Origin of the sequence: Corynebacterium sp. MSK006, assembly GCF_030232385.1 — a bacterium.
GTDB lineage: Bacteria > Actinomycetota > Actinomycetes > Mycobacteriales > Mycobacteriaceae > Corynebacterium > Corynebacterium frankenforstense_A.
Genome location: NZ_JASPJZ010000009.1, coordinates 1 through 15,887, shown reverse-complemented (window position 1 = coordinate 15,887; position 15,887 = coordinate 1). Strand labels below are relative to the sequence as shown.

Sequence of the window (15,887 nt, the reverse complement as noted above, 5' to 3'; positions counted from 1 at the left end):
CTACAGTATGCCTATCTAATTTCAGGTTGCCCCGCAAAAGCCTCCCCTGCTCACCCCCGCTTGCCGACGCCCCGCCGGCCGCCGCGCCCGGTTCCCGCACCGTTTAAAGGGGGCGCCGCAGGCGCCCCCCTGCGCCGCCCTCCGGGCGGCGCCCGCGCCCACGGCGACGGGGTGTGCGCAGGCGTCGGCGAGCGGGACGTCGTCAAGCAAAGGGGGCGGGTACGCACACGGGGTTAGGCTGGTGGGCATGTTCGAGATCGTCCGTCCCGTCAGCCACCGGGTGCGTCGCGCGCGCGTGCTCGCGGCGCTGCGCGACGGGCAACTGCGCAGGCAGGCGGCCTGTGGCGCCGACGCGCGCCTGGTCGCCGCCGCACGCTTCCACGGCCGGGAGGCCGGCCGGGCCTGCCCGGTGTGCGGCTCGGACGAGCTTCGCGAGGTGCGCTTCGTCTACGGCGACGAACTCGGCGAGCGCGCCGGGACCGCGCGCGGGCGTCGGGAGCTCGAGGCGCTCGTCGCCGAGCTGGGGGAGGTCGGCGTCCACCTCGTGGAGGTCTGCCCGCGGTGTGTCTGGAATCACCTTCTCGAGTCAGGGGTCGCGGTACCTCAGCGCTGAGCGGCGCGCGCCGTGGTGCCGCCGTTCGACCCCACGGAAAGGGGGACGTAATCTCTTGGGGGAAGTGTGTACACGGCGCGCCGGGGCCCCGGCCCGCGCGTCGTGCCGTGCGAAGTGATGGGGACCAACGTGTCAGAAGAGAACAGGCCCGGCGCTACGCCGGCGACGTCCAGGGCGAAGGAAGGCCGTCGCAAGGGCGGCGCGCGTAGCCTCGAGAAGCCCGGCGGCGGGCGCGGCAGCTGGGTGAAGTGGACCGGCGGCATCCTGGCCGCCGTCGTCATCCTGCCGATCCTCGGCTTCATGGTCGCCTACCTGCTTGCGGACGTGCCCGAGCCGGAGGAGCTGACGAGCGCGCAGGTCTCGCAGATCTACGCCGCCGACAACGAGACCGAGCTGGCGCGCATCGTGCCGCCGGACGGCAACCGCCGCCAGGTCGCCCTGGAGGAGATCCCGCAGGGTGTGCAGGACGCGGTGCTCGCCGCCGAGGACCGGGAGTTCTGGACCAACCCGGGCTTCTCGATCACCGGCTTCGGCCGCGCGGTGCTCGGCCAGATCACCGGTGACGCCTCCGCCGGCGGCGGCTCGACGATCACCCAGCAGTACGTCAAGAACGCGCTGGTGGGCAACGAGCACTCCCTGGCGCGCAAGGCCCGCGAGCTGGTCTACTCCACCAAGATGGCCAACGAGTGGACCAAGGAGGAGGTGCTGGCCGCCTACCTCAACACCGTCTACTTCGGGCGCAACGCCTACGGCGTGGAGGCCGCGGCCAACGCCTACTTCGACAAGCACGTCTCCGACCTGACGTCGGAGGAGGGCGCGGTGCTCGCCGCGGCCATCCAGCGGCCCAGCGAGCTGGACCCGTGGGTCAACCGCGAGGAGTCCGAGGCCCGCTGGAACTACGTCATGGACGGGATGGTCGAGTCCGGCACCATCCCCGCCGAGCAGCGCGCCGCCGCCGTCTACCCCGAGGTCCAGGACCCGGCGAACTACTCCGCGTACACCGAGGCCTCCGGGCCCAACGGTATGATCAAGAACCAGGTCATCTCCGAGCTGGAGACCGTCGGCCTGACCGAGGAGGACGTGACCACCCGCGGTCTGCGTGTGACCACCACGATCGACCCGCAGGCCCAGCAGGCCGCCCTCGACGCCGTCTACGGCAACATGGAGGGCGCCGCCGAGAGCCTGCGCACCGCCGTGGTCTCCGTCGACCCGCGCTCCGGTGCCGTGCGCGCCTACTACGGCGGCGAGGACCCCTCCGGCTGGGACTACGCCAACGCCGGCCTGCAGACCGGCTCGACCTTCAAGATCTTCGGCCTGGCCGCCGCCCTGCAGCAGGGCATCCCGCTGTCGGCGGCGTACTCCTCGGAGCCGGTGACCCTGCCCGGCGGCATCCCCGTCGGCAACGTCGGCGGCGAGAGCTGCGGCACCTGCTCGATCTCCGAGGCGCTCAAGCGCTCGCTGAACACCAGCTTCATCCGCCTGCAGGACGACCTGGAGAACAAGACCCAGGACACCGCGGACATGGCCCACGCCCTGGGCGTGGCCCGCTCGATCCCGGGCGTGCCGGAGACCCTGACCGAGAACGGCCAGACCCCCTACGAGGGCATCGTGCTCGGCCAGTACCAGTCCCGCCCGCTCGACATGGCCGTCGCGCTGGGCACCCTGACCAACCGCGGTGTCTGGCAGCAGCCCCACTTCGTCAGCAAGGTCGAGACGGCCACCGGCGAGGTCCTCTACGAGTTCGAGGACAAGGGCGGCGAGCGCCGCGTCAACGAGACCGTGGCCGACAACGTCATCCAGGCCATGCAGCCGATCGCGGCCTACTCCAACGGCCACGTGCTGGCCAACGGCCGGCCCTCGGCCGCCAAGACCGGCACCACGCAGCTCGGCGACACGGGCAGCAACAAGGACGCCTGGATGATCGGCTCGACCCCGCAGCTGTCCACCGCCGTGTGGGTGGGCACCGTGGACAACTCGCCGATCTACATGTACGGCTCCGGGATGCCCTCGGACATCTGGAAGTCCACCATGGACGGCGCCCTCCAGAACCAGGAGATCGAGAGCTTCCCGCAGGCCAAGCCCGTCACCTGGGGCGAGGGCAACTACAACACGGCCTACACGCCGCCGGCCACCCAGGCCGACACCGGCTCGGCCACCCCGACCAGCGAGGCGCCCTCGCCGGAGGCCACGGAGCCGGAGCCCGCGCCCGAGCCCGGCCCGGCGCCGGAGCCGGTGCCCGGCGGTGACCCCAACGGCGACCAGCCGGCCCCGCCGGAGCTGCCCGAGCTCGAGGTGCCCGAGGAGCTGCTGCCGTTCTGAGTGAGACGTCGAGCCCCGCGCCGGGCGCGGCGGCGCGGCGCGGCGGGGCGCGCGCTGGGGCGTCCGCGGACCCGGCGGCCCGCGTCGTGCGCCCGGCTGCGCGCGTGCAGCCCGCCCGCACCGAGCCCGTCGCCCGCGGTGTGATCGAGCGCCTCGGCGGGCCCGTCGGCCGGCGCGCCCTGATCGGCCGCCAGCGCTGGTGGACCCCGCTGCGCGTGCTGCTGACCCTGGCGTTGACCTTCCTGGCCCTCGGCTACCTGTCGAAGGCCAACTGCCTGTTCGGCACCGCCGAGACGGGCGTGAACTGGTCGGGCAACCGGCCCTACATGTCGGCCTGCTACAACGACATCCTGCCGCTGTACTCCGGGCGCGGCCTCGACGATCCGGGCGACCCCTACGCCTACTCCTGGTCCGAGGACGGCCGGCTGCGCTACATGGAGTACCCGGTGCTCGCCGGGTGGTTCCAGGCGATCCTCGGTGCCGTCGCGCACTACACCTTCCCGGTGGTGCGCCTGCTCCTCGACGTCCCCGAGGCCTCCTGGTACTTCACCCTGACCGCCCTCGTGCTCGCCTGCATGTGGCTGGTGGTCATCCGCCTGGTCGCCGAGCTGGCGGGCAACCGTGTCTGGGACGTGGTGCTCGTCGCCGCCTCGCCGGTGATCGTCATGCACGCGTTCACCAACTGGGACATACCCTCGATCCTGTGCGCCGTCGCGGCACTCGTGGCCGTCAAGCGCGACGCGCCGGTGTGGGCCGGCGTGTGGATCGGCGTGGGCACGGCCGTGAAGCTCTGGCCGCTGTTCCTGCTCGGCGCGTTCCTGGTGCTCGCGGTGCGCTCGAACCGCTGGCGGCCCTTCCTGGCGATGACGGGCGCGGCCGCGGTGGTGTGGCTGGCGGTCAACCTGCCGGTCATGCTCGCCCACCCGGAGGCCTGGGGCGAGTTCAACCGCCTCAACAGCACCCGCGGCGCGGAGTGGACCACGATCTACCAGGTCTTCACCCGCGTCACGGGGGTGGACCTGAGCGTCGGCTTCCTCAACACCGCCTCCTTCGTCCTCTTCGCCGGCGCGTGCCTGGCCGTCGCCCTGCTGGGCCTGGCGGCGCGCCGCCGCCCGCGGGTGGCCGAGCTGGTCTTCCTCATCGTCGCGGCCTTCCTGCTGTTCAACAAGGTCTGGTCGCCGCAGTACTCGCTGTGGCTGGTGGTCCCGGCCGTCCTCGCGCTGCCGCGCTGGCGCCTGCTGCTGACCTGGATGACCCTCGAGCTGCTCATGTGGCCGGCGACGATGATCTTCATCGGCGCCGAAGAGGGCAACAAGATCCCCGCCGAGATGTTCAACCTGCTCATCCTCGCCCGTGACGGCTTCATCGTCGCGATGGCGGTGCTCGTCGTGCGCCAGATGCTCGGCCGCTCCCGCGACCGCGTGCTCGCCGCCCACCGCGGCGTCGACGTCCTCGCCGGCCCCTTCGGGATTGACGACGCCCCGTGGGTCGCCGCGCGCGCCCGCCGTTCCGGCGGGCGCGCCGGGTGGGCCGTCGAGGAGGACCCGACCGTGCGCGGGTGCTGGGGCTCCGAGGTTTCCGACGCCGCCGGCACCGACACCGGAGAGGAGGTGGGTCGGTGAGTTCCGTGATGTGGGTGACCGTCTGCTCCGTGCTGATCGCGTTCTTCTGCCTGCTCGGCGCCTTCGCCCTGTTCATGTACGGCAAGCCACGCAAGTGGGTGTGGCTGCTCGGCGGGCTGGCGTTCGTGTGCGTGACCGTTATCCCGGTCGGCATCGCCGTCTTCTACGCCTCGGTCAACAACTAGGGCGGGGGCACCCGGGAGAGCCCGCGCCCTGACGTTTCGGCGCCGAATACGTAGCGTGGCGGACATGACCACTAACTCGCTGACCAAGTTCTCCCGCGCCGCCGTCGCCGGCGTCGCCGTGATCGCCCTGCCCCTGCTCTCCGCCTGCTCCGGTGGGGGCACCGACGAGACCGTGACCGAGACCGCCACCGTGACCACCGCGGCCGCCGGCGACGACAACTCCGACGACCGTGACGACCGCGATGACAACGCCGACGACGCCCAGGAGACCGTCACTGAGACGGCCGGCGCCGGGTCCGCCGCCGCCCAGGGTGCCTCCCCGGGCGACCCGGCACCCTGCGAGGTCGCCTCCTTCTCCGACGAGGCCCGCAACGACATGGCCGAGGAGGGCCTCGACGAGCAGCGCGTGCGCGACGTCGTCGCCCAGGGCTGCGGCACCGCCGAGCTCGACGACGGCGTCTGGGAGATCGACGTCGAGGAGATCGACGTCGAGATCCTGCCCGACGGCACCGTCGTCGACGTCGACGCCTAAGGCCCCGAGAGGCACCTGGCCCGCGCGCCCGCGCGGGCCCGCCGTGCGGGCCATTGTTGTGCCTCCTTTGGTGTCACCTGGCCCGCGCGCCCGCGCGGGCCCGCACACCCGCACGGAAACCGCCGGCGGTGCGAGGCGCGACGTCGGCAATCGAAGGTCCGCCCCCTGACCGGGGCGGATTACTTTTTTCGGCCCCGATGCGCTACTCTTGTCGGGTTGCCTGACGCAGGCGACCCTCCTGCCCCACCCGACCGGGTGTGGCCGAAATTCGATTACCAGACCATAGGAGGTGATGAGGTCCCGTGCGTCACTACGAAATCATGATCATCCTGGATCCGAGCCAGGATCAGCGCAACGTTGCCCCGTCCCTGGAGAAGTACCTCGAGGTTGTCCGCAAGGAGAACGGCACCGTCGAGAAGGTGGATGTGTGGGGCAAGCGTCGCCTCGCCTACCCGATCCAGAAGCACGAGGAAGGCGTGTACGTCGTCGTCAACCTCGAGTGCGAGCCGGCGACCGTCGACGAGTTTGACCGCCTGGTCTCCCTCAACGACGCGACCCTGCGCACGAAGGTTCTGCGCACCGACAAGTAAAGCGGCACACTGGTGTAGAACGACGCGCCGGCCCGGAGCCGGCGCGGTACCGAACTGCCCGATGAAAGCTTGAAGGAAGGTCTGAACCACCATGGCTCAGGGAGACACCCCGATCACCATCGTCGGCAACCTCGTCGCCGACCCCGAACTGCGTTTCACCGCGTCGAGCATCCCCGTCGCCAGCTTCCGCGTGGCCTCCACGCCGCGGTTCTACAACCGCGACACCGGCCAGTGGGAGGACGGTGAGGGCCTGTTCCTCACCTGCAACGTGTGGCGCCAGTACGCGGAGAACGTCGCCGAGAGCCTGTCCAAGGGCATGCGCGTCGTCGTCAACGGACGGCTGCGCCAGCGCTCCTACCAGACCCGCGAAGGCGAGAACCGCACGGTCTACGAGATCGAGGTCGACGAGGTCGGTCCTTCCCTCAAGTACGCGACCGCCCAGGTCACCCGCAATCCCCGCGAAGGCGGCGGGGGATACGGCGGTGGCTTCGGCGGCGGCCAGAACCGCTCCGGCGGTCAGGGCGGAGCGCCTCAGGGCGGCTTCGGCCAGGCCCCGCAGGGCGGCTTCGGCGGGGGCAACCAGCCCCAGCCGTCCGGCCAGAACCCCGGCGGCCAGTCGAACCAGGGGCAGGACAACGACCCCTGGAACTCGGCCCCGCCCGTGGGCGGACAGTTCGGCGGCGGCGACGATGACCCGCCGTTCTAGACCAGCCGCGAATCACCCACCATTCCTCTTGAACGAAAGGCAGGGATCATGAAGCTGATCCTCACCGCCGCCGTCGAGAACCTGGGCGACGCAGGCGACGTCGTCGAGGTGCGTGACGGCTACGCACGTAACTACCTGCTTCCGCGCAGCCTGGCGATCCAGGCGACCCGTGGGGCGCTCAAGCAGATCGAGGGCATCAAGCGGGCCCAGGAGGCCCGTGCCATCCGCGATCTGGACCACGCGCGAGAGGTCCGCGAGCAGGTCGACAAGCTCGACAACGTCAAGGTCTCCGTCCGCACCTCGGACAAGGGCAAGCTCTTCGGCTCCGTCAAGCGCGACGACATCGTCGCCGCTGTGCGTGCCGTCGGCGGCCCCGCGCTGGACAAGCGCGCCATCGAGCTGCCGAAGACCATGATCAAGACCACCGGCAAGTACACGGTGCGCGTCCAGCTGCACCCGGACATCGCCGCGAACCTGAACTTTGAGGTCGTCGCCGCCTAACACGCGCGCGCACGACGGCGCCTTGTGAGGCGCCCAACGACAACAGCGGACCCGGCCCCCGCCGCATCCCGAATGGGACGCGTCGGGGGCCGTGGTCTGTCTCGGGGCGGGCGTGCGGGGCCGGGCCGGGCGGCCGTGTGGCGGGTTCGGTGCGCCCGCGCCTGTGCGGGGCTGTGGATGACTGGGGATGAATACGCGCCGGCTCACCGGATCTTCACCTCGTTCACGGCGATTTCATGCGACTATCACCTGCCGTGTGCCGCGTCAAACGCGCGCGGGCGCGGATTCCGGGGGTGGCGGGTCGGGGGTGAGATATCCGACAGAACGCGCTGACCTGCGGTGATGTCCAAAAGGCCTGGTCGCGACCGCCGCGTCGGCGAGTTCTCCCCATGCGCTCCACACGTTCTCCACAAGCCGCACTCGGCCGATGGGGAGTTGTGCACAACCCCTGTGGATCGATCTGTGGATAACGTCGGTCTGTGAGGCATTTTCCACCCTCGCGGGCGAGCCCGTGTGGTATGTCGACAGGTGGCCTACGGGTAATGTTGCGGGCGTTGGAGGACCCGCCCGCCGGCGGGTCCGGGGGAGCAGTGCGAGGGCCGCGGGGGCGGCCCGGAATAGGAGAGCGATGAGCCCGTCCAGCTCGGAGGCAAGCTTCGACGACCAGGCGCTGCCGCCGACGCCGGCGGCCCCGCCCGAGCCCGAGGACGACTTCCCGCGCTCCTCGGGTCGCGGGCGCTCCGGTGCGCCCGGGCGGCGCCGCGCCGAGTACGGCGGGCCCGCCTTCGACGACTCGCGCGCGGGCAACTCCGGCTTCCGCCAGCCCCCGCACGACCGCGAGGCCGAGCAGGGCGTGCTGGGCGCGATGCTGCTGAGCCCCAACACGGTGCTCGACATCGTCGAGATCCTCACGCCGGACGACTTCTACCACCCGGCCCACGCGCTGATCTACAAGGCGATCATCGACCTGTTCGCCGAGTCCAAGGACATCGACCCGGTCATCGTGGCCGGCCGCCTGGACCGCCAGAACGAGCTCGACCGTGTGGGCGGCGCGCCGTACCTGCACACGCTGATCTCCTCGGTGCCCACGGCCGCCAACGCGCGCTACTACGCCGAGATCGTCGACGAGAAGGCCACGCTGCGCCGCCTGGTCGAGGCCGGCACGCGCGTGGTCCAGCTCGGCTACGAGGGCTCCGAGGGCGCCGAGGTCGACGCCGTGGTCGACATGGCCCAGCAGGAGGTCTTCGCGATCAACAACGACCGCTCCGCGGAGGACTACGCGGTGCTGGCCGACATCCTGCAGCCCACCCTCGACGAGATGGACGAGATCACCGCCAACGGCGGCCTGGCCATGGGCGTGCCCACCGGCTTCATCGACCTCGACTCGGTGACCAACGGCCTGCACGGCGGGCAGATGATCATCGTCGCGGCCCGACCGGGTGTGGGCAAGTCCACCCTGGCTCTGGACTTCGCCCGCTCCTGCTCGATCAAGCACGGCATGACCTCGGTGATCTTCTCTCTCGAGATGTCGAAGTCCGAGATCGTCATGCGCCTGCTCTCCGCGGAGACTGAGATCAACCTGGCGGACATGCGCTCGGGACGCATGGACGAGGAGGCCTGGCAGATCCTGGCCAACCGTGTCGGCGACATCTCCGAGGCCCCGCTGTTCATCGACGACTCGCCGAACATGACGATGATGGACATCCGCTCCAAGGCCCGCCGCCTCAAGCAGAAGCACGACCTGAAGCTGGTGGTGCTCGACTACATGCAGCTGATGAGCTCGGGCAAGAAGGTCGAGTCCCGTCAGCAGGAGGTCTCCGAGTTCTCCCGTCAGCTCAAGCTCTTGGCCAAGGAGCTCGACGTGCCGGTCGTGGCGATCTCGCAGCTCAACCGTGGCCCCGAGTCGCGCACGGACAAGCGCCCGCAGCTGGCCGACCTGCGTGAGTCCGGTTCGCTGGAGCAGGACGCCGACATGGTCATGCTGCTCTACCGCCCGGACTCCCAGGACAAGGACAACGAGCGCGCCGGCGAGGCCGACATCATCCTGGCCAAGCACCGCGGCGGCCCGATCGACACGATCACGGTGGCCCACCAGCTGCGCTGCTCCCGCTTCGTGGACATGGCGCGCGGGTAGGCGCCGGTGCCCCCTTACCGCGCGAAGGCCGAGCGGAAGCCGCGCAGCCGCAGCGAGTTGCTCACCACGAACACCGAGGAGAACGCCATGGCGATCCCGGCGAACATCGGGTTGAGCAGGCCGAGGGCGGCGACCGGGATCAGGGCGACGTTGTAGGCGAAGGCCCAGAACAGGTTGCCCTTGATGGTGCCCAGCGTGCGTCGCGAGAGCCGGATGGCGTCGGCGGCCGAGCGCGGGTCGTCGTTCATCAGGGTGATGTCGCTGGCCTCGATGGCCACATCCGAGCCCGCCCCCATGGCCAGGCCCAGGTCCGCGGTGGCCAGCGCGGCGGCGTCGTTGACCCCGTCGCCGACCATCGCCACGGTGCGCCCGGCGGCCTGCAGCTTCTCCACCTCGCCGACCTTCTCGTCAGGCAGCACCCCGGCGATGACCCTGTCGATGCCCACTTCGCCGGCCACCGCGCGGGCCGCACCCGCGTTGTCGCCGGTCAGCAGCACCGGCTCAAGCCCCAGCTCGCGGAAGGCGCCCACGGCCTCGGCCGAGGAGTCCTTGACGGTGTCGCGCACCGTGAGCACGCCGGCGGCGGCGTCGTCGATGAAGAGCGCCACGGGGGTCGCGCCCGCGTCCTCGGCTGCGGCGACCAGTTCCCACGCGGCGTCGGAAAGCTCTCCGCGCACCGGCCGCCCGACGCGCACGCGGTGGCCCTCGACGCTCGCCTCGACGCCGTGGCCGGCGGTGGCGGAGAACGAGTCGGCCGCGGGCAAGGTGCCGGAGAAGCCCGCGACGATCGCGCGCCCGATGGGGTGCTCGGAGCCGGCCTCGACGGCGGCGGCCAGCCGCAGCGCATCCTCGTCGCTGAGCCCGCCGAGCCCGGTGGCGGAGTCGAGCGCCATCTCGCCGGTGGTCACGGTGCCGGTCTTGTCGAGGACGATCGTGTCGACGCGGCGGGTGGACTCGAGGATCTCGGGGCCCTTGATCAGCAGCCCCAGCTGCGCGCCGCGGCCGGTGCCCACGAGCAGGGCGGTCGGGGTGGCCAGGCCCAGCGCGCAGGGGCAGGCGATGATGAGCACGGCGACGGCGGCGGCGAAGGAGTCGGCCGTGCCGGAGCTGGCCGCCAGGTGCCAGACGAGCGTGACCACGGCGACGGCCATGACGGCGGGCACGAACCACTGGGTGATGCGGTCGACGAGCCGCTCGACGGGCGCCTTCTTCGCCTGCGCGGCGGTGACCAGCCGACCCAGCTGGGCCAGCGTGGAGTCCTCGCCGAGGCGGGTGACCTCGACGAGCAGGCGCCCGGAGGTGTTCAGTGTGGCACCGGTGACCTGGTCGCCTGCGGTGACCTCGACGGGCACGGACTCGCCGGTGAGCATCGACTCGTCGACGGCCGAGGAGCCGTCGGTCACGCGCCCGTCGGCGGGGATCTTCTCGCCGGGGCGCACGAGCACGGTGTCGCCGACGCGCAGCGCCTCGACGGCCACGCGTTGTTCGACCCCGTCGCGGATGACGGCGGCCTCCTTGGCGCCCATGTCGAGCAGCTCGCGCAGCGCCGCGGAGCTCTGCCCCTTCGCCCGGGTCTCGAACCAGCGGCCGAGCAGCAGGAACGTGATCACCACCCCGACGGTCTCGAGGTAGATCTCGTCCATCCCGGCGCCGGCGTGCGCGGTGATCGACATGTGCATACGCATGCCGGGATCGCCCGCGTCGCCGAGGAAGAGCGCCCACAGGCTCCACAGGTAGGCCGCCGTGGTGCCCAGCGAGATCAGCGTGTCCATGGTGAACGCGCCGTGGCGCAGGTTGGTCACCGTCGCCTTGTGGAACGGCCAGCCGGCCCAGAAGTACACGGGGCTGACCAGCGCGAAGACGAGCCACTGCCAGTGGTCGAACTGCAGGGCGGGCACCATCGAGAGCACCGCGGCGGGCACGCTGAGGACGGCCGCGCCGATGAGGTGTGTGCGCAGGTAGTCGGCGTGGGCGTCACGGGCCCGGGAGATTGCGTCGGTGCCGCCTCCGCTTGCCGACGTCGCGCCCGCCGCCTGGATGCTTCCCGCACCGTCGGCGGTGGATTGGGCGGCGCCCGCGTCCGCGGCGTCGCCGGTGCCGGAGCCGCTGAGCTGGAAGGCGCCGTAGCCGGTCTTCTCGACCACGCCGATCAGGTCGGCCGGGGTGGTCTGCGCGGGGTCGTAGTCGACGCCGGCGGTCTCGGTGGCGAAGTTGACGCTGGCGGTCACGCCGTCGAGCTTGTTGAGCTTGCGCTCCACGCGGCTGGAGCACGACGTGCACGTCATGCCGGTCACGCCGAGGTCGATGTGGGCCTGGGCGCTCGCGTCCTGTCCTGGTGCCTGCGCTGTCGTCATACCCCGGACTTTATACCCCCGGGGGGTATACGGCAAGGGTGGCGGGCTGCATGGGCCGGGCGGGGGCCTATAGGATTCGGGGCGGAATAAGGCGTAACCTCTCAACGTTGTTGAGGTTGCCCGACGCGGAACCGGTGAGGCTCCGCGAGGAACATGAACCCAAATCTTTAGGAGGCGCCCCGACCATGGCGACCATTGACGTGACCGAAGACACCTTCGAGAAGACCGTGACCGGCGAGGGCATCGTCCTCGTCGACGCCTGGGCCTCGTGGTGTGGTCCCTGCCGCGCCTTCGCCCCGACCTACGAGAAGGCCTCGGACAAGCACGAGGACGTCACCTTCGCCAAGCTCGACACCGAGGCCAACCAGAACCTGGCCGCCGCGCTCGAGATCCAGGCGATCCCGACCCTGATGGCCTTCCGTGACGGCATCATGGTCTACCGCGACTCCGGTGCCCTGCCCCCGGCCGCCCTCGAGGACCTGGTCAACCAGGTCAAGGGCCTGGACATGGACGATGTCCGCCGCCAGGTCGCCGAGCAGAACGCGCAGGCCGACCAGCAGGGCGACAAGTAAGTCCCCTGCCGCAAGGCACCGCACCGCCGCCCGGACCCGTTCCGGGCGGCGGTTCGCGTCCCCGGGCCGGTGCGCCCGGGAGGCGCCGGCGCGGGGCGGACGAGGGACCGGCGCGGGGTCGACGCGGGGCCGGCGCCGGGTCGGTGCGGCGGACCGGGGGTGCTGCGGGCGTGCGACCTCACATTTCGTGCGGCGCATGGGCGAAAGCGCACGTAGAATCGTCGGTGCATGAGCCCCGTTACGCGGGCGTGGCCGCGCGCCGGGCGTGCGGCGAGTGAAACAGAAAGGCTGACCACCGTGGCAAATCCCTTCAGCAAGGGCTGGAAGTACCTGATGAGCTCGTTCGACCAGAAGATCGACGAGAACGCCGACCCCAAGGTGCAGATCCAGCAGGCCACCGAGGAGGCCAAGCGCCGCCACGCGGAGATCTCGAAGCAGGCCGCCTCGGTCATCGGCAACGAGAAGCAGCTGGCGATGAAGCTGGACCGCCTGCGCAAGGACCAGGCCGACCTGCAGGACAAGGCCCGCCAGGCGGTGCAGATGGCCGACAAGGCCTCCGCCGCCGGCGACGCGGAGAAGACCCGCCAGCTCAACGAGACCGCCGAGGTCTTCGCCACCCAGCTCGTCGCCGTCGAGCAGCAGGTCGAGGAGACCGCGACCCTGCAGACCCAGGCCGCCCAGGCCGCCGAGCAGGCCCGCCGCCAGCAGGCCGAGTCCGAGGCCCGCCTCAAGGAGCAGCTCTCCCAGATCGACCAGCTGCGCGCCCAGGTCGACCAGACCCGGATGCAGGAGGCCTCCACCCAGGCCCTCGACAGCATGAACACCGTCGGCGGCGACGACTCGGTGCCCACCCTCGACGATGTGCGCGACAAGATCGAGCGCCGCTACGCCGACGCCCTGGGCGCCCAGGAGCTGACCCGCAACTCGGTGACCGACCGGATGAGCGAGATCGCGCAGGCCGGCAACGACATGCGCGCCGCCGACCGGCTGGCCCAGATCCGCGCGGAGCTCGGCAGCGAGGAGCGCGGCGAGCTCACCGCCGGTGCCGACGCCCCGGTCGACGCCGAGACCGAGGACGCCGCCGGGGCCGCCGACTCGGCGACCGACGCCACGGATGCCGCGGCCGACGCGGAGGACGCGGCCAAGGACGCAGCCACCGACGCCGGCGAGGACGCCGCCCGCTAGCCGGCGCGCCGGGCCCGGAGGGGCGGCCCGGCCGCAGCGCACGAGAAAAGCGCCCCGGTTCTCACCGGGGCGCTTTCGCCTTCTCAGTCCGGACGCGTCAGTTCTGGCGGCGGACGTTGATGAGCAGGCCGCGGATGCCGGCGTGGAAGCCGTCGCGCAGGTTCACGCGCTGCTTGTCGCTGAGCGTGTACTCGTGCAGCGTCTCGCAGGCGAACTGCAGCAGCGGGCGGTCCACCTCGGGCGGCAGCCCGCCCCCGGAGAGCATGTGGGCCTGGTCGCGCTGCTCGCCGGTGGCGGCGTTCTCGTACCACCAGGTCGCGTACTGCTGGCCGACGTCGAACGGCGTCTGGAAGCCCGCCGAGGCCCACACCTCGTTGGGCAGCGGCACGTAGCGCGAGCGCAGCCGGCGCTTCGGCGCCATCATCGACGGCTTCGGGCGCGGCTTCGGCTTGGGCTTGGCCTCGCCGGCCAGGTCGCGCTCGACGGCGGAGTCCGCGTCGGGTGCCGGGGTCTTCGGGTGCGTGGCGGCGGTCGCGGGGGCCTCGCCCGCCCCGGCCGCGGCACCGTCGGCCCCGGCGGCGGATGCCTGCTGAGCCTGAGCCTCCGGGCCCTGCTGCTCGGCCTGCTCCTTGCCCTCCGGGCCCGTCTCCTTCGGGGCCTCACCCGAGGCGCCGGCGTCCTTCGCCTTTTCGTGCTTGCCCGCCTCCGCGGAGGCGGCACCGGACGCGGCGGCACCGGAGGAGTCTGCGGCGTCGGACGCGCCGGACGCCGAGGCGTCCGCGCCCGTGGCGGCAGGTGCGGCGTCGGCAATCGAGGCACCGGCGCTCTCGGCGCACGCGGTGCCCTGCGCCTCCTGGTCGGCGGCGGTCGGGGTGGCCGGCGCCTCGGGGCGCTCGGGCGAGGTACTCGGCGGCTGGTCGCCCGTGGTCGCGTCGCCGGGCACGGAGTCGCCGTCGTCGTCCTCCGACCCGTCCTCCGCCCCCGCGGCGGGCTCGCGCACCACCGGCGGGACCGGACCCTCGAGGACCTCGAGGTGCATGGAGTCGTGGAAGTCCTCGCGCGGGTCGAGGATCGTGGTCGTGTCGCAGTGGTGGCGCAGCGCCGAGGACATCGAGTCCCAGCCGAAGCCGTAGAGGTGCACGCGCACGCCGCGCCGCGAGGCCTCGCTGACGCCGGGGATCATGTCCGCGTCGCCGGAGACCAGCACGATGTCCGAGCACTGCTGGTCGACCGCGGCGAGCACCATGTCGGCGACGAGCCGGGTGTCCACGGCCTTCTGCGTGCGCCGCTCGCCCCACTCGATGAGCTGGCCGGCGCGCAGCTGCACGCCGTCACAGGTGCGCAGGGCGCGCTGGTAGCGATGCGGGCCGGAGTCGGGGATGCCGTCGTACCAGAGCTGACGGTGGATGGGCTGGTGCAGTTGGTTCTCGATCATCTCCCCGAGCACGTGCACTACGTCGGGGAGGTCGATCTCTAGTTGTGCGCGGGCCCCCGTCTCCCACGAATTGTAGAAGCTCGCCAACAGATAGCTGGTGTCGACGAAGACAAGTGTGCGTTCAAGCATGGCTCCTAAAGTCCGTTCGCTAAGAGAGTTCTAAGACAGTTTCTGCCCCCAGCATGCACCACCGCCGCCGCCCGCGTCGACGCCTTGCGGAGTCTTCGCAGGGCAGGGCACAAAAAATTGACGACGCCGCGTGGGTCGCCGTCAACGGTACGGGCACCGTGGCCGGGGTTAGTTACTAGACTAACTAACCAAGGACGAAGTCCCGTTGCCGCGGGTGGTGGAAAGCATCTGTGGGCGCGGACGGTGATGAGGGAGGTGCCTCGTGGAGGATCAGGCGCAACCGTTGTTCCGGCAGATCGCCCGGTTCATCGAGGATGCGGTGGCCGAGGGAGAGCTCGCCGTCGGGGAGCGGGTCTCCTCGACCAACGAGCTCGCCCGCTTCCACTCCGTCAACCCCGCCACCGCGCGGAAGGGACTGGCGATGCTCGTGGAGCTGGGCGTACTCGAGCGCCGGCGCGGGATCGGCACCTTCGTCGCCGCCGGCGCACGCGAGCGGGTGCTGGCCCGCAGGGGCCGGGACTTCGCCCAGCAGTATCTGGCGCCCACCGTCGATGAGGCCGTGCGCCTCGGGATGTCGCGCGAGGAGCTGCACGGGCTTCTCGACCGCGTCGCCGAGAGCCGTGGTCTGTACCGGTGAGTGTTCTGAGTCGGTGAGTGCGTGGGGCGAGCGGCGTTGATCGGCGGCCGCGCGCCGGGGTGTGGCGCGCCTTCGCGGGTGCAGGGCGCTGAGCGGGGCTTTTGCGGAGGTGAAAAACCGCGTTGGCCAGCGGATTTGGCAAGTGTCGGGGCCGTGTGTAAATTGATGGGGGTCAGCGCGACCGACAGCGCCCCGCCGCGGAGAGAATCCAGCGGTGAGATGGCGGAAGGAAAACAGCGACTGGCCACCCCGAACCGTAACGGCAAGCATCCCGATCGGATGCGAACCTAGCGTGTTTGTGTTGTGTGAGAACTCGATAGTGTGTTGATGTACTTTTTGTGGTGCGTTTCTTGTGGCTTGTCCGCCGGCACTG

General features: G+C 71.0%; 14 protein-coding genes. 12 read left to right on the top strand and 2 right to left on the bottom strand.

Annotation, left to right across the window (positions count from 1 at the left end):
* The first annotated feature begins 247 nt into the window (after positions 1-247).
* The 9 genes from QQA02_RS06720 to dnaB all read left to right on the top strand — a co-directional run bounded on the left by QQA02_RS06720 (position 248) and on the right by dnaB (position 9,202).
* Positions 248-613 (top strand): DUF5318 family protein, encoded by a 366-nt coding sequence (locus QQA02_RS06720; protein ID WP_284776139.1) that lies wholly within the window; start codon positions 248-250, stop codon positions 611-613.
* Between the two features lie 117 nt (positions 614-730).
* Complete coding sequence (locus QQA02_RS06715; protein WP_502870981.1) at positions 731-2,932, top strand: transglycosylase domain-containing protein; 2,202 nt, start codon at positions 731-733, stop codon at positions 2,930-2,932.
* A gap of 86 nt (positions 2,933-3,018) precedes the next feature.
* The gene (locus tag QQA02_RS06710; protein WP_423777806.1) at positions 3,019-4,554 is read left to right on the top strand and encodes a glycosyltransferase family 87 protein; all 1,536 of its coding nucleotides are present in this window, start codon (positions 3,019-3,021) and stop codon (positions 4,552-4,554) included.
* Complete coding sequence (locus QQA02_RS06705; protein ID WP_284776143.1) at positions 4,551-4,739, top strand: hypothetical protein; 189 nt, start codon at positions 4,551-4,553, stop codon at positions 4,737-4,739. Before QQA02_RS06710 ends, QQA02_RS06705 begins: the two co-directional genes overlap by 4 nt.
* A 64-nt stretch (positions 4,740-4,803) precedes the next feature.
* Positions 4,804-5,271, top strand: a complete 468-nt coding sequence (locus QQA02_RS06700) for a hypothetical protein (RefSeq protein ID WP_284863786.1) — start codon at positions 4,804-4,806, stop codon at positions 5,269-5,271.
* 302 nt (positions 5,272-5,573) lie between these two features.
* Entirely contained in the window at positions 5,574-5,861 is a 288-nt protein-coding gene (gene rpsF / locus QQA02_RS06695; RefSeq protein WP_075664706.1) for a 30S ribosomal protein S6, read from the top strand.
* 91 nt (positions 5,862-5,952) lie between these two features.
* Positions 5,953-6,567 (top strand): single-stranded DNA-binding protein, encoded by a 615-nt coding sequence (locus tag QQA02_RS06690; protein ID WP_075664705.1) that lies wholly within the window; start codon positions 5,953-5,955, stop codon positions 6,565-6,567.
* Positions 6,568-6,615: 48 nt separating this feature from the next.
* Positions 6,616-7,068 carry a 50S ribosomal protein L9 gene (gene rplI, locus QQA02_RS06685; protein WP_284776147.1) on the top strand — a complete coding sequence of 151 codons (453 nt, stop codon included), beginning with the start codon at positions 6,616-6,618 and terminating at the stop codon, positions 7,066-7,068.
* A gap of 628 nt (positions 7,069-7,696) precedes the next feature.
* The gene (gene dnaB, locus QQA02_RS06680; RefSeq protein WP_284776150.1) at positions 7,697-9,202 is read left to right on the top strand and encodes a replicative DNA helicase; all 1,506 of its coding nucleotides are present in this window, start codon (positions 7,697-7,699) and stop codon (positions 9,200-9,202) included.
* Positions 9,203-9,216: 14 nt separating this feature from the next.
* Here the strand turns inward: dnaB and QQA02_RS06675 are convergent, their stop codons facing one another.
* Positions 9,217-11,556, bottom strand: coding sequence for a heavy metal translocating P-type ATPase (locus QQA02_RS06675; protein ID WP_284776151.1), 2,340 nt, complete (start codon positions 11,554-11,556; stop codon positions 9,217-9,219).
* 185 nt (positions 11,557-11,741) lie between these two features.
* Between QQA02_RS06675 and trxA the strand changes: the two genes are divergently transcribed.
* A complete protein-coding gene (gene trxA, locus QQA02_RS06670; RefSeq protein ID WP_075664700.1) occupies positions 11,742-12,128 on the top strand; it encodes a thioredoxin in 387 nt (128 codons plus the stop codon).
* Between the two features lie 297 nt (positions 12,129-12,425).
* Entirely contained in the window at positions 12,426-13,313 is an 888-nt protein-coding gene (locus tag QQA02_RS06665; RefSeq protein WP_284776153.1) for a PspA/IM30 family protein, read from the top strand.
* Positions 13,314-13,410: 97 nt separating this feature from the next.
* Here the strand turns inward: QQA02_RS06665 and QQA02_RS06660 are convergent, their stop codons facing one another.
* Positions 13,411-14,877 carry an NYN domain-containing protein gene (locus QQA02_RS06660; RefSeq protein ID WP_284776155.1) on the bottom strand — a complete coding sequence of 489 codons (1,467 nt, stop codon included), beginning with the start codon at positions 14,875-14,877 and terminating at the stop codon, positions 13,411-13,413.
* A gap of 262 nt (positions 14,878-15,139) precedes the next feature.
* Between QQA02_RS06660 and QQA02_RS06655 the strand changes: the two genes are divergently transcribed.
* Entirely contained in the window at positions 15,140-15,514 is a 375-nt protein-coding gene (locus QQA02_RS06655; RefSeq protein ID WP_284776156.1) for a GntR family transcriptional regulator, read from the top strand.
* The last annotated feature ends 373 nt before the right edge of the window (positions 15,515-15,887 follow it).

Bases quoted from the DNA above. Each gene is read 5' to 3' on its own strand.
- trxA (WP_075664700.1), top strand. From the start codon at position 11,742: ATGGCGACCATTGACGTGACCGAAGACACCTTCGAGAAGACCGTGACC.
- QQA02_RS06660 (WP_284776155.1), bottom strand. From the start codon at position 14,877: ATGCTTGAACGCACACTTGTCTTCGTCGACACCAGCTATCTGTTGGCG.
- QQA02_RS06720 (WP_284776139.1), top strand. From the start codon at position 248: ATGTTCGAGATCGTCCGTCCCGTCAGCCACCGGGTGCGTCGCGCGCGC.
- QQA02_RS06675 (WP_284776151.1), bottom strand. From the start codon at position 11,556: ATGACGACAGCGCAGGCACCAGGACAGGACGCGAGCGCCCAGGCCCAC.
- rplI (WP_284776147.1), top strand. From the start codon at position 6,616: ATGAAGCTGATCCTCACCGCCGCCGTCGAGAACCTGGGCGACGCAGGC.
- QQA02_RS06690 (WP_075664705.1), top strand. From the start codon at position 5,953: ATGGCTCAGGGAGACACCCCGATCACCATCGTCGGCAACCTCGTCGCC.
- QQA02_RS06715 (WP_502870981.1), top strand. From the start codon at position 731: ATGGGGACCAACGTGTCAGAAGAGAACAGGCCCGGCGCTACGCCGGCG.
- dnaB (WP_284776150.1), top strand. From the start codon at position 7,697: ATGAGCCCGTCCAGCTCGGAGGCAAGCTTCGACGACCAGGCGCTGCCG.
- QQA02_RS06700 (WP_284863786.1), top strand. From the start codon at position 4,804: ATGACCACTAACTCGCTGACCAAGTTCTCCCGCGCCGCCGTCGCCGGC.